Origin of the sequence: Pseudomonas sp. PS01303 (assembly GCF_029959385.1) — a bacterium.
In the GTDB taxonomy this organism is placed as follows: domain Bacteria; phylum Pseudomonadota; class Gammaproteobacteria; order Pseudomonadales; family Pseudomonadaceae; genus Aquipseudomonas; species Aquipseudomonas rustica.
In genome coordinates, this window is record NZ_JASCPK010000048.1 from 24,957 (window position 1) to 36,963 (window position 12,007).

Below are 12,007 nucleotides of genomic sequence, written 5' to 3' on the forward strand. Positions count from 1 at the left end.
AAGGCAGTCGCTGCGGTGCGTGTGAATGGTCTGACAGACGCTCAGCCCGCCAGTCGCCGCGCCATGGTGTGCAAAAGCGGAAACAACAGTGCCCAGAGCAGGCCGATGCCAATCAGTGTCGGTAATTCGCCGTAGGGAAATTGCACCCCGGCGAGTCGTCCACCGCCGTAATACGACAACGCGCCACCCACCGCGCCCAACCCACTCGCCAGCCACCAGGGCCGGCCACTCCATTGCAGACAGTGCCGCAACGTGGTCGCAAGCAACGCCCACAGCAGCATCAGCCACAGCGGAATCAGCGGCGATTGATCCTGAAATTCAAACACGCCGGCGCCGCGCAAAACGCCGTCCACCGCTGTACCGACAATCACCACGCTGAGAATCAAACGTCCCTCAGCCGCCCAACTGCTGATCCAGCGCAGATGAATCACCAGCACTGCCAACGCCAGCAATAACCACAAACTGTTGCCGCCGATTACGCAGGTCAGCCAGCCGATCTGGAACAACACGGCATTGGCAACTCGCTCAAGCATCGAAGCGGCCAAGCAATGGCGCAGTCATCGCCGCGGGTTTGGCCAGCAGTAATTGCGCGGTGCCGATGGTGCGTTCGAGGAAACCACCTTCGCAGTAGCACAGGTAAAACTCCCACAGCCGCAGGAAATAATCGTCGTAACCCAGCTCGGTCAAACGGCCATGGGCGCGGCGGAAGTTCTCGTGCCACAGGCGCAGGGTCTTGGCGTAATGCAGGCCGAAATCTTCCATGTGCAGCAGGTTCATGTCGGTGTCGCGGCTGACCACTTCGAGCATCTTCTGCACACAGGGCAGGGCGCCGCCGGGGAAGATGTAGCGCTGAATGAAGTCGACGCCGCGCTTGGCCTGTTCGTAGCGTTGCTCGCGGATGGTGATCGCCTGGATCAGCATCAAGCCGTTGCTCTTGAGCAAGTGCGCGCACTGTTTGAAATAGGTCGGCAGGAAGCGATGGCCGACCGCTTCGATCATCTCGATCGACACCAGTTTGTCGTACTCGCCAGTGAGGTCGCGGTAGTCCTCCAGCAGCAGCGTTACTTGATCCTGCAAACCGAGTTGCTCGATTCGCTGGGCGGTGAAGGCGTACTGCTCTTTCGACAGCGTCGTGGTGGTCACGCGGCAACCGTAATTCTGCGCCGCATAAAGCGCCATGCTGCCCCAACCAGTGCCAATCTCAAGCAAATGGTCGCTGGGCTTGAGCGCGAGCTTCTGGCAGATGCGCTCCAGTTTGTTCAGTTGCGCCTGCTCCAGCGTGTCTTCCGGGGTAAGAAATTGCGCCGCCGAATACATCATGGTCGGGTCGAGAAACTGTTCGAACAGGTCATTGCCGAGGTCGTAATGCGCCGCGATGTTCTTCTGCGAACCCTTGCGTGTATTGCGATTGAGCCAGTGCAGACCTTGCACCAACGGCCGACGGATGCGGGCCAGGCCGCCCTCCATCGCATCGAGCACCTCAAGGTTGCTGACGAACACACGCACCACCGCCGTCAGATCCGGCGAACTCCAGTAACCGTGAATAAACGCCTCGCCAGCGCCGATCGAACCGTTGCTGGCAACCATGCCCCACAGGGCCGAATCCAGCACATGGATTTCCCCGAGCAAGGCACTGCCCGGCGTGCCAAACATCAACCGTTCGCCATCCTCGACCACCAGCAGTTGCCCGTGTTTGAGCTGACCCAATTGGCGCAATACGCCGCGGCGCAGCAACGAACCGGTCAAACCGTTGGTGCTGAGCCGACTGACCGACAGGCTAGAGGATTTCATGGCGGTGCTCCTTGGGAGGCACAGTGGCGGTTTGAAAGCTGCCGTCGGCAGCCTGGTGAGCAAAAATCGGTACGCGTTTAAGCAACAGCCGCAGCGCTTGCCAGTAAATGGCCAACGCGGTTTTTGCGGTCATCCACGGAAAGCGTTTCAGGTAGCGATGCAGGCTGCGACGGTCGAGGGCTTCGCGTTGCAGATTGAGCGTCGCGTCGAACAGTTTTTCCTCGCCCTGCCAGTCGGCCATGTGTACGCCGAGATTTTTCGCGGCGGGGCTGAAGCTCATGCGGTATTCGAGGTCGCGCGGCAGAAACGGCGAAACGTGAAAGGCCTTGGCCACGGCAAAATGCTGGTGAAAATCCTGCAGATTGCTCGGCGCACGGGCCGGCAACACATAGTGATAACGCTCGCGCCACGGCGTGTTGGTGACTTCGCAGACGATCGCTGCCAGCTGCCCATCGGCCTCGTGGCAATAAAAGAAACTCACCGGATTGAACGACAAACCCCAGCTGCGCACCTGGGTCAGCAGGCAGATCGCGCCTTGCGGTTCGTGACCGATGGCGGCGCCGACCTGTTGGCGCACGGCATCAATCAAACGCACGCCGCGACTGGTGAAGGATTTGAGGTAGTCGGTCTCGCGAAAGGAGAACGGTGCAAATCGGCTGCGACCTGCCAGCGGCGACAGCGCGAGCACGGCGTCCTGCTCGCTGAGATCGAGATAGAGCAAGCCGATCTTGTAGCGAAATTGATGCTTGCGCGGCGAGAAGCGCCGATGGCCGATCCAGCCGCTATAAAGGGCGCTGTTCATAAGGTTTCCCCGAACGCCGAAGCCACGCGCAACGCGCTGACCACGCCGTCTTCATGGAAACCATTGGCCCAGTAAGCGCCGCAAAAATGCGTGTGTTGCGCACCGTCCAATTCCGCCCAGCGATTTTGCGCCGCTACCGCCGCGAGGCTGTATTGCGGATGAGCGTAGGTGTATCTGGCGAGCACTTTGAACGGGCTGATGCCGGCGCTCTGATTGAGGCTGACGCAGAACGTGGTGTCGCTCTGAATGCCTTGCAGAATGTTCATGTCGTAAGTGACGGCGGCGTGAGTGTGGCCGGCGCCGCTAAGCCGATAATTCCAGCTGGCCCAGGCCAGTTTGCGAGTCGGCAGCAAACGCGTGTCGGTGTGCAGCACCACTTCGTTGTCGGCGTAGGGCAGGGCGCCGAGGATCTCGCGTTCGGCATCGCTCGGCTCGGCGAGCAATTGCAGGGCCTGATCGCTGTGGCAGGCAAACACCACTTTGTCGAACTGCTCGCTGCCCGCCGCGCTGTGGATAACTACGCCGTGCTCGTCACGATCGACCCGCGTTACCGGGCAATTGAGGCGGATCTTGTCTTTGAACGCGGCGGTCAGCGGCGCAATGTAAGCGCTGGAACCGCCCTCGATCACCCGCCATTGCGGACGATTGCTCACCGACAACAGCCCGTGATTCTTGAAGAAGCGCACAAAGAATTGCAGCGGAAAATTGAGCATCTCGGCCATCGGCATCGACCAGATCGCCGCGCCCATCGGCACGATGTAATGCAGGATAAAACGCTCGCCGTAGTTGCCTGCTTTCAGGTAATCGTCGAGGGTCATGTCGCTGGAAATGCGCAGCTCGGCGAGGTCGCGCTGGGCTTCTTTATTGAAGCGCAGAATGTCGCGCAACATGCCCCAGAACGCAGGCGACAACAGATTGCTGCGCTGGGCGAACAGGCTGTTGAGGTTGTTGCCGTTGTACTCCAGACCGGTGTCCGGGTCGCTCACCGAAAAACTCATTTCGGTGGCTTTGAACGGCACGCCGAGCTGGCCGAGCAAGCGGATGAAATTCGGGTACGTCCAGTCGTTGAACACGATAAACCCGGTGTCCACCGCGTACTGCTGGCCGTCGACCGTCACTTCGACCGTATGCGTGTGGCCACCGACCCAGTCGCTGGCCTCGAACACGTGCACGTCATGTCGGCGATTGAGCAGGTGGGCGCAGGTGAGCCCGGCGATCCCGCTGCCGACGATGGCGATTTTCATGCTGGATCCCGCAGCGGCGGCGATTTACGCACCATGCGCTTGCCGATCGCCAGTTGCAGGCTGGCCGGCAATTTCGACAGCGGCCACAACGCGGCCATGAACAGCGCCGGAAAGGCGATTTCCAGTGGCCGATCCTTGAGCTTGGCGAAGATGTGCCGCGCGGCTTTATCCACAGGCCAACTGAGCGGCATCGGGAAATCGTTCTTCGCGGTCAGCGGCGTTTCGACGAAACCGGGGCTGACGATGGTGACTTCGATGCCTTCATCCGCCAGATCGATGCGCAGCGATTCGAACAGATAACGCAGTCCGGCCTTCGACGCGCCATAGGCTTCGGCCCGAGGCAGCGGCAGGTACGTCACTGAACTGGCGACACCGATCAGATGCGGCGCGGTGCCTTTGCGCAACAGCGGCAGGGCGGCTTCGATGCAATAGCTGCTGGCGAGCAGATTGGTGCGCACCACGTGCTCGATGATCGACGCATCGAACTGCTTGGCGTCGACATATTCACAGGTGCCGGCGTTGAGAATCACCGAATCCAGCGAGCCCCAGACTTCAGCGATCTGCTCACCGATTTCGCGCACGGTCTGACTGTTGGTCAAATCCCCCGGCACCACTAAAACCTGGCCCGGATAGCGTTGCGACAAGACTTTCAGTGCCGCGACCGAGCGCGAGCTGACCGCCAGGTGCGCGCCGCTTTTCAGAATCTCTTCAGCGAGCGCCGCGCCGATGCCACTGCTGGCGCCGGTCAACCAATAGCGCCGTGGAGGTGTACGACTCATCCCATTCTCCTTTTTAGCCAGGCGATGACCCGGCCCAATACGGGTAAATGTTCATACAACAGCGCCCCGGCATCGAAGTAATCCCGGTGGCGATAAACCTTATCGCGCCAAAGCAGATGCGAGCAGCCGCTGACGCGAATCACCTGACCACTCGCCAGGCGCGGATGGCGGTAACTCATGACCCAACGCAGATAGCCTTCGCCGTCGCTGATCTGATCGAAGCCATGAAAATCAAACCGCAGCTCGCTGACGTTGGCGTACAGCTCGCTGAAATAATCGTGCAGTTGCTTGAGCCCCTGCACTTCGTGCAACGGGTCGGTGAAGTGAATGTCATCGCTGTACAGCTCGCCCAGCCGGTGCAGGTTGTCTTTGTTCAACTTGCAAAATTGTTGGGCGAAGCGGCGCAGGAATTCACTCATCACTGCCCTCCATTGCCGTGCGCGATGGCAGGCTCTTGAACGCGGCCAGTGCGCGCTCGCGGGAGGCGCTGAGATTGACGATTGGCGACGGATAATCGGCGACGCCAAACAGTCCGCCAAGGTTGGCCGGGTTGTGGATTTCCTTTTTGTTCAGCCCGGCGAGTTCCGGCAGCCAGTGCTTGATGAACAGGCCTTCGCTGTCGAATTTCTCCGACTGGCTCAACGGATTGAAAATGCGGAAGTACGGCGCGGAGTCGGTGCCGGTCGAGGAGCTCCATTGCCAGCCACCGTTGTTCGCCGCCAGATCGCCGTCGATCAGATGACGCATGAAAAAGCGCTCGCCTTCGCGCCAATCGATCAACAGGTTTTTGGTCAGGAACATCGCCACGACCATGCGCAGACGGTTGTGCATCCAGCCGGTTTCGAGCAATTGGCGCATCGCCGCGTCGATGATCGGCAGGCCGGTGCGCGCTTCTTGCCAAGCCTTGAGTTCCTCCGGCGCATCACGCCAGGCCAAGGCCTCGGTTTCCGGGCGGAAAGCACGGTGACGCGAAACCCGTGGGTAGCCGACCAGAATGTGTTTGTAGAACTCGCGCCAGAGCAGTTCGTTGATCCAGGTGACGGCGCCGACGTTGCCGCTTTCGAATTCGCCCTGATTGCTTTGCAACGCGGCGTGCAGGCATTGGCGCGGTGAGATCACGCCAGCGGCGAGGTACGCCGAGAGCTGACTGGTGCCGGGTTTGGCCGGGAAGTCGCGTTCGCTTTTGTAGTATTCGATCTGCGCGTCGGTGAAGGTGTCGAGGCGGCGGCGCGCTTCTTCTTCACCGGCCGGCCACAGGGCTTGCAGGGATTCGCTTGGGGTGGCGAAGCCTTTGACCGAGTCAGGAATCGGGTCGCTGTCGACCTTGAGTGTTGCCTGTTTGCCGGGCGCCTTGACCAGCGTCGGCATGGAGCGGTGCAGACGTTCGTAGCAGACCTTTCTGAACTGGCTGAACACCTTGAAATAGGTGTCGGTTTTGGTCAGCACGGTGCCCGGTTTGAACAGCAGTTGATCGAGGTAGCTGTGAAACTCGATGCCTTCGGCCTGCAGGGTTTCCGCCACGGCGGCATCGCGACGGCTTTCGTGGACACCGTATTCTTCGTTGACGTGAACCGCTTCGACCTTCAGTTCGCGGCACAGCTTGAGCAGCTCCGCTGGAGCCTGATCCCAATGATTGGCAGTGCGGATCAACAAGGGGATGTTCAGCTCGCCGAGGGTGTTGCTCAGTTCTTTGAGATTGCGTAACCAGAAGTCGACCTTGCACGCGGCATCGTCGTGCTCCAGCCACTGCTGCGGGCTCAACAGGTACACGGCCACGGTCGGGCCGCGGGCTGCGGCGGCCGCGAGGGCGGTGTTGTCGTGTTGGCGCAAGTCGCTGCGCAGCCAGATCAATTGCATGACATTAAACCCATCATTAAATCAGTCCACGCTGAACGAGTACCTGGTGCGCTGACAGCGCATCTTCAGCCAGGTACACATCAGCGATCTCGGAAGTTCTTACGGACAACTCGGCGTGGTGGATGCATACCGTTGGTCCGACAATCATTTTTGTGCAACTGACTCCGTTCAGTAGCTTGGGCAGGTGGGCAAGGTTCATGGCCTTGCTCGAATAGAGCAGCACGCCACGGGCTTGCAGGTGTTCGACGGCCAGCGCCAGTTCGCCGGCCGGTAACGGCCAGTCAAACACTTGCACCGGGCAATCGGCGCTGCTGATCAGCCACGCGCATAGCCACAGATGCGGTTCCAGTGGCAGGTCGGAGTGGTTGATCAACAGCAGCGGCGCGGCGTGCAACTGACGATTGTTATGGTAGATGCGCGCACCGAATTTGCTGCGCAGCCAGGAAAAAAAGAACGTGCGCTCCATCTGCGCACCGAATTGGCCCTGCCAGCGTTGTTCGAGCTCAGCCAGCAGCGGCATCAACAACTGCTCACACAAGGTGCGCGGCGGGTACAGCGCCATCGCTTGGTTGACGCTGTCGTCGAGGTTGCGCTCGTTGAGCTGGGTGACGGCGGCGAGCAATGTTTGACGCAGGCGTTGCCAATCGTTTTCCACCGGTTCGCTGAAGGCTTGCGGGGTGTCGAGCAGCGGCTTGACCTGGCTGACTGCAACGCCACGATTGAGCCAGGTCAGGATCGCCAGAATTCGTTGCACATGCTCAGCCGAATACAGTCGATGGCCCTTGGGCGTGCGTTGCGGCACGATCAGCCCGTAGCGACGTTCCCACGCGCGCAAAGTGATCGCGTTGACGCCGGTTTGCCGCGCGACTTCGCGGATCGGCAACCAGCCTTCGTCGAGGGCTTTCTTGAAATCGGCGCCGAGGTCTTCCTGGGCGCTGGAGTCGAGTTTGTCGTTCATCAGATGGCGTTTCGCAGGCTGAGGTTTTCCGGGTGCGGTTGCAGGTAAACCTGTTGCGCGATGTACGGATCGGGGTGTTGGCGAAAGTGATGCTTGAGCAGCGTCAACGGCACCACCAGTGGCACGATGCCGAGGCGGTATTGATCGATGACGTGCACCATTTCCTGTTTGTCTTCGGCGCTGATCACCTGTTTCAGGTAACCGCTGATGTGCAGCAGCACATTGCAGTGCGTGCCGCGCGTGGCGCATTTTTTCAGCGCGGCCATCAGTTCGCTGAAGTAGCGCGGGCCGAGTTCGGCGGGATCGGTGTGCGCCATGTTGCCCAGCAGTTTGCCCAACGCTTTGTATTGCAGCGGGTTGTGGGCCATCAGCAGGTATTTGTAGCGCGAGTGAAATTCGGTGAGGGCGCGACGGCTCAGGCCATCGGCGAGCACTTGCTGCCAGGCGCTGTAGGCAAACACGCGGGTGATGAAGTTTTCCCGCAGCACCGGGTCGTTGAGACGCCCGGCTTCTTCCACGGGCAAATCCGGGTGTTGCGCGCAGAAGGCTTGGGCGTAAATGCCACGCCCGCCGCCATTCACCGGAGCGCCGTTGGCGTGATAAACCTTGACCCGCTCCAGCCCGCAGGACGGCGATTGCTGCATAAAGATGTAGCCGCAGATGTCATCAAGTTCAGCGGCCATTTTCTCGCCGTATTCGGCCAGTGGCTGGGTGACGTTGATCGCCGGATTGACTGTGCCGATGGCTTGCGGATGTTCGGGATCACCGACGAGGCGAATCGGCTCGCGCGGAATGCCGAGGCCGATAGCGACTTCCGGGCAAACCGGGGCGAATTCAAAATATTCAGTGAGGGTGCGGCTGCACAGGCGCGATTCCTTGTGGCCACCGTTGTAGCGCACCTCGGCACCCAACAGGCAGGCGCTGATGGCGATCTTCGGTTTGGCAGCGGGCAGGGCAAGCATAGGCACCTCGAATCTAAACCTGTACAGAGTGCAATCTCTGTACAACATTGCGTTAGCATAGATTCAAAGGTGTACAAGTCAAATTGTTTGTATAACTTTTCTCGCGATCCACCCTCGTAGGAGCAAAGCTTGCTCGCGAAAGCTATTTCATATTCGATATCAACGCTGAATGAAAAGACGCTTTCGCGAGCAAGCTTTGCTCCTACAAAAGCGAAGGCGTTATTGCCAGCCCAATACCCAGTTGTCGTTGTTCTTGAGGATTTGCCAATCGAGGCGTTCGGCGCGTTTGGTCAGCACCGCCTGCAACTCAACTTCCAGCACCGTGCCTTCCTCATCGCGGAACAATTCGGTCACCAGAAAATGCTTTTCGCGATTCTGCGGCTGGGCTGCTGTCCATTTCGACAGCAGCAATTTGCGCGGATTGATGCGGTTCATTGCAGGTGTTCGTGCAAGCGGCGCGCAGCCTCCTGACCACTCAACCATGCACCCTCCACACGCCCGGACAGGCACCAGTCGCCGCAGGCATACAAGCCCAGATCGGCGTCGGCCAGCGTGCCCCATTCATGCCCGGTTGCCGGGCGTGCATAGAGCCAGCGATGGGCGAGGCTGAAGCTCGGCGCCGGCATCGCGCTGTGCAGCAGTTCAGCGAATGCACCGTGCAGATGCTCGATCACCGCTTCCTTGGACAGGTCGATGTGTTGCCGACTCCATGCGCTGGTCGCGTGCAGCACCCACGTGTCGAGGGTGTTATCGCGGCCGGGTTTACTGCGGTTGCGCCCCAGCCAGTCGAGTGGGCTGTCCTGCACGAAGCAGCCTTCGATTGGCGTATCCAAAGGCGTGTCAAAGGCGAGGGCAACGGCCCACGTCGGATCCATCTTCACCCCGGCAGCGGCGCCGGCGAGTTTCGGTGCCGCGGCCAATAATGCCGTGGCTTGCGGCGCCGGCGTGGCGATCACCACGTGGCTGAAGGGGCCGTGGGTGAAACCTTCGGCGTCCTGCAAATGCCAGTGCTCTTCACCGCGAAATACCTCGGTGATGCGGCAGGCGAAATGCACTTCCAGACCGTCGAGCAAACCACGGGTGATGGCGCTCATGCGCGGCGCGCCGACCCAGCGTGTCTGCTCGTCCGGCGACAGGTTCAGTTGCCCGCCCTGATAGGTGTAGAGCTGCGGCGTCCACTCGGCGACCCAGCCCTGGCTTTGCCAACGCTGTACTTCGGTGACGAAGCGACGGTCGCGGGCGGTGAAATATTGCGCGCCCATGTCCAGCGAACCGGCGTCGCTGCGCTTGCTCGACATGCGCCCGCCGCTGCCGCGGCTTTTATCGAACAGTTGCACGGTATGCCCGGTCTCTGTCAGAGCCTGGGCGGCGGAGAGCCCGGCGATGCCGGTGCCGATGATTGCGATAGGTACAGTCATAGGGGCCTCGTTTACCTTTCTGTACAGACTACGCCGTGATTGAAACCTGTACAATTTTGTTTTCTGGTATAACTTCTAGCGTTCTCGTTCTGACAGCTTGGCCTATGGTTAAACAATAGAGCCTGCCCGATAGAAAAGATCCCTGCTTTTAAAAATAGACTAGTGATCCGGGTTAAACGCCACGCGAGGAAGATGTCATGCACATATTGCTGACCGGCGGTACTGGTTTGATCGGCCGACAACTCTGCCGACACTGGTCCGCGCAGGGTCATCGTCTGACGGTATGGAGCCGCACGCCGGAAAAAGTCGCGAAAATTTGCGGCGCACAGGTGCGCGGCATCGCTCGTCTCGAAGACGTGGGTGATGAGCCGTTAGACGCGATCATCAACCTCGCTGGCGCGCCGATTGCCGATCGGCCGTGGACGCATCGGCGCAAGGCGTTGCTGTGGAGCAGTCGCATCACGCTGACGGAAACCTTGCTGGCGTGGCTCGAAACCCGCGCGCAGAAACCGGCGCTGTTGATTTCCGGCTCGGCGATCGGCTGGTACGGCGATGGTGGCGAACGTGAGCTGACGGAAGAATCGCCGCCGGTGATCGACGACTTCGCCAGTCAGCTGTGCATCGCCTGGGAAGAAACCGCTCAGCGTGCTGAAATGCAGGGTATTCGCGTGGTGCTGGTGCGAACCGGTCTGGTGCTGTCGGCCGAGGGCGGCTTTTTGTCGCGGCTGCTGTTTCCGTTCAAGCTTGGGCTGGGCGGGCCTTTGGGCAACGGTCGGCAATGGATGCCGTGGATTCATATCGATGATCAAATCGCCCTGATTGATTTTCTTCTGCACCGCGAGCAGGCCAGTGGTCCTTATAATGCGTGCGCGCCGCAACCTGTGCGCAATCGCGAATTTGCCAAAACCCTGGGCAGCGTATTGCACCGCCCGGCGTTTATGCCGATGCCGACCCTGGCACTGAAGGTCGGTCTCGGCGAGATGTCTTTGTTGTTGCTCGGCGGCCAGAAGGCTACGCCGGCACGCTTGCTGGAAGCGGGTTTCACTTTCCAGTTCACGGAATTACGTGCGGCTTTGGATGATCTCTCCAGCCGCCTCTGAAATAGGACGTTGCATGACCGATCACGCCTTGCTTCTGGTCAACCTGGGCTCCCCGGCCTCCACTTCGGTGGCCGATGTGCGCAGTTACCTCAATCAGTTTTTGATGGATCCGTACGTGATCGACCTGCCATGGCCGGTGCGGCGTTTGCTGGTGTCGCTGATCCTGATCAAACGCCCGGAGCAGTCAGCCCATGCCTACGCGTCGATCTGGTGGGAGGAGGGCTCGCCACTGGTGGTGCTCAGCCAACGTCTGCAACAGCAGATGAAGGCGCAGTGGACGCAAGGGCCGGTCGAACTGGCGATGCGCTACGGCGAGCCGTCGATTGCAACCTGCTTGCTGAAACTGGTCGCGGCGGGGCACAAACGCATCACGCTGGCGCCGCTGTATCCGCAGTTCGCCGACAGCACCACGACCACGGTGATCGAAGAAGCCAAACGGGTGATTCGTGAGAAGAAGTTGAATGTGCAATTGTCGGTGCTGCAACCGTTCTACGATCAGCCGGAATACCTCGACGCGCTGGTTGAAAGTGCCAAGCCGCATCTGCTGCAGGATTACGATCACTTGCTGCTGAGCTTTCATGGCTTGCCGGAGCGGCACCTGACCAAGCTCGACCCGACGGGCAATCATTGTTTCAAGAACGAAGACTGCTGCAAGAACGCTTCGCCGGCGGTATTAGCCACCTGTTATCGCGCGCAATGCCTGCGCACCGCCGCGCTGTTCGCCGAGCGCATGGGATTGGCGGACGGCAAGTGGTCGGTGTCGTTTCAGTCGCGGTTGGGCAAGGCAAAGTGGATCGAGCCGTACACCGAAACGCGGCTGGATGAGTTGGGTAAAAGCGGCGTGAAGAAGTTGCTGGTGATGTGCCCGGCGTTTGTCGCCGACTGCATCGAAACGCTGGAAGAGATTGGTGATCGCGGCAAGGAACAGTTCCGCGAAGCGGGAGGCGAGGAGTTGATTCTTGTGCCGTGCCTGAACGACGACCCGCAATGGGCGAAGGCGTTGGCGACCCTCTGCGAACGAGCACCGCTGGCCCTTTAAAAGCTTCGCGGGCAAGCCTTGCTCCTACAGAGACCGATGTAGGAGCAAGGCTTGCCC

13 protein-coding genes are annotated in these 12,007 nt (G+C 60.1%); 2 read left to right on the forward strand and 11 right to left on the reverse strand.

Translation table 11 applies throughout. From position 1 onward, the window contains the following. Window positions 1-41 precede the first annotated feature (41 nt). The 11 genes from QMX93_RS15245 to QMX93_RS15295 form a co-directional block, all read right to left on the reverse strand. The gene (locus QMX93_RS15245) at window positions 42-533 is read right to left on the reverse strand and encodes a DUF2878 domain-containing protein (protein ID WP_282356788.1); all 492 of its coding nucleotides are present in this window, start codon (window positions 531-533) and stop codon (window positions 42-44) included. Next, window positions 526-1,791 (reverse strand): cyclopropane-fatty-acyl-phospholipid synthase family protein, encoded by a 1,266-nt coding sequence (locus QMX93_RS15250; protein WP_282356790.1) that lies wholly within the window; start codon window positions 1,789-1,791, stop codon window positions 526-528. Before QMX93_RS15250 ends, QMX93_RS15245 begins: the two co-directional genes overlap by 8 nt. Next, the gene (locus QMX93_RS15255; protein WP_282356791.1) at window positions 1,778-2,593 is read right to left on the reverse strand and encodes a DUF1365 domain-containing protein; all 816 of its coding nucleotides are present in this window, start codon (window positions 2,591-2,593) and stop codon (window positions 1,778-1,780) included. Before QMX93_RS15255 ends, QMX93_RS15250 begins: the two co-directional genes overlap by 14 nt. Further along, window positions 2,590-3,837 carry an FAD-dependent oxidoreductase gene (locus QMX93_RS15260; RefSeq protein ID WP_282356792.1) on the reverse strand — a complete coding sequence of 416 codons (1,248 nt, stop codon included), beginning with the start codon at window positions 3,835-3,837 and terminating at the stop codon, window positions 2,590-2,592. The genes QMX93_RS15255 and QMX93_RS15260 overlap by 4 nt, the downstream gene beginning before the upstream one ends. Further along, on the reverse strand, window positions 3,834-4,616 hold the full coding sequence (locus QMX93_RS15265) for an SDR family NAD(P)-dependent oxidoreductase (protein ID WP_053123740.1): 783 nt from the start codon (window positions 4,614-4,616) through the stop codon (window positions 3,834-3,836). Before QMX93_RS15265 ends, QMX93_RS15260 begins: the two co-directional genes overlap by 4 nt. Then, window positions 4,613-5,035 carry a nuclear transport factor 2 family protein gene (locus QMX93_RS15270; protein WP_282356794.1) on the reverse strand — a complete coding sequence of 141 codons (423 nt, stop codon included), beginning with the start codon at window positions 5,033-5,035 and terminating at the stop codon, window positions 4,613-4,615. The genes QMX93_RS15265 and QMX93_RS15270 overlap by 4 nt, the downstream gene beginning before the upstream one ends. Next, window positions 5,028-6,473 (reverse strand): deoxyribodipyrimidine photo-lyase, encoded by a 1,446-nt coding sequence (gene phrB / locus QMX93_RS15275; RefSeq protein WP_282356796.1) that lies wholly within the window; start codon window positions 6,471-6,473, stop codon window positions 5,028-5,030. The genes QMX93_RS15270 and phrB overlap by 8 nt, the downstream gene beginning before the upstream one ends. A 16-nt stretch (window positions 6,474-6,489) precedes the next feature. Continuing rightward, on the reverse strand, window positions 6,490-7,431 hold the full coding sequence (locus QMX93_RS15280) for a MerR family transcriptional regulator (RefSeq protein WP_282356797.1): 942 nt from the start codon (window positions 7,429-7,431) through the stop codon (window positions 6,490-6,492). Beyond that, window positions 7,431-8,393: a DUF523 and DUF1722 domain-containing protein gene (locus QMX93_RS15285; RefSeq protein WP_053123733.1), complete on the reverse strand. Its 963-nt coding sequence runs from the start codon at window positions 8,391-8,393 to the stop codon at window positions 7,431-7,433. Before QMX93_RS15285 ends, QMX93_RS15280 begins: the two co-directional genes overlap by 1 nt. Window positions 8,394-8,612: 219 nt before the next feature. Next, entirely contained in the window at window positions 8,613-8,828 is a 216-nt protein-coding gene (locus QMX93_RS15290) for a TIGR02450 family Trp-rich protein (RefSeq protein WP_282356798.1), read from the reverse strand. Continuing rightward, a complete protein-coding gene (locus QMX93_RS15295) occupies window positions 8,825-9,811 on the reverse strand; it encodes an FAD-dependent oxidoreductase (RefSeq protein ID WP_282356799.1) in 987 nt (328 codons plus the stop codon). The genes QMX93_RS15290 and QMX93_RS15295 overlap by 4 nt, the downstream gene beginning before the upstream one ends. 197 nt (window positions 9,812-10,008) lie before the next feature. Here QMX93_RS15295 and QMX93_RS15300 point away from each other — a divergent pair, with 197 nt between their 5' ends. Together QMX93_RS15300 and hemH are read left to right on the forward strand one after the other, a co-directional pair. Continuing rightward, on the forward strand, window positions 10,009-10,911 hold the full coding sequence (locus tag QMX93_RS15300; RefSeq protein ID WP_282356800.1) for a TIGR01777 family oxidoreductase: 903 nt from the start codon (window positions 10,009-10,011) through the stop codon (window positions 10,909-10,911). A gap of 13 nt (window positions 10,912-10,924) precedes the next feature. Then, window positions 10,925-11,950: a ferrochelatase gene (gene hemH, locus QMX93_RS15305; protein ID WP_282356801.1), complete on the forward strand. Its 1,026-nt coding sequence runs from the start codon at window positions 10,925-10,927 to the stop codon at window positions 11,948-11,950. Window positions 11,951-12,007: the final 57 nt, after the last annotated feature.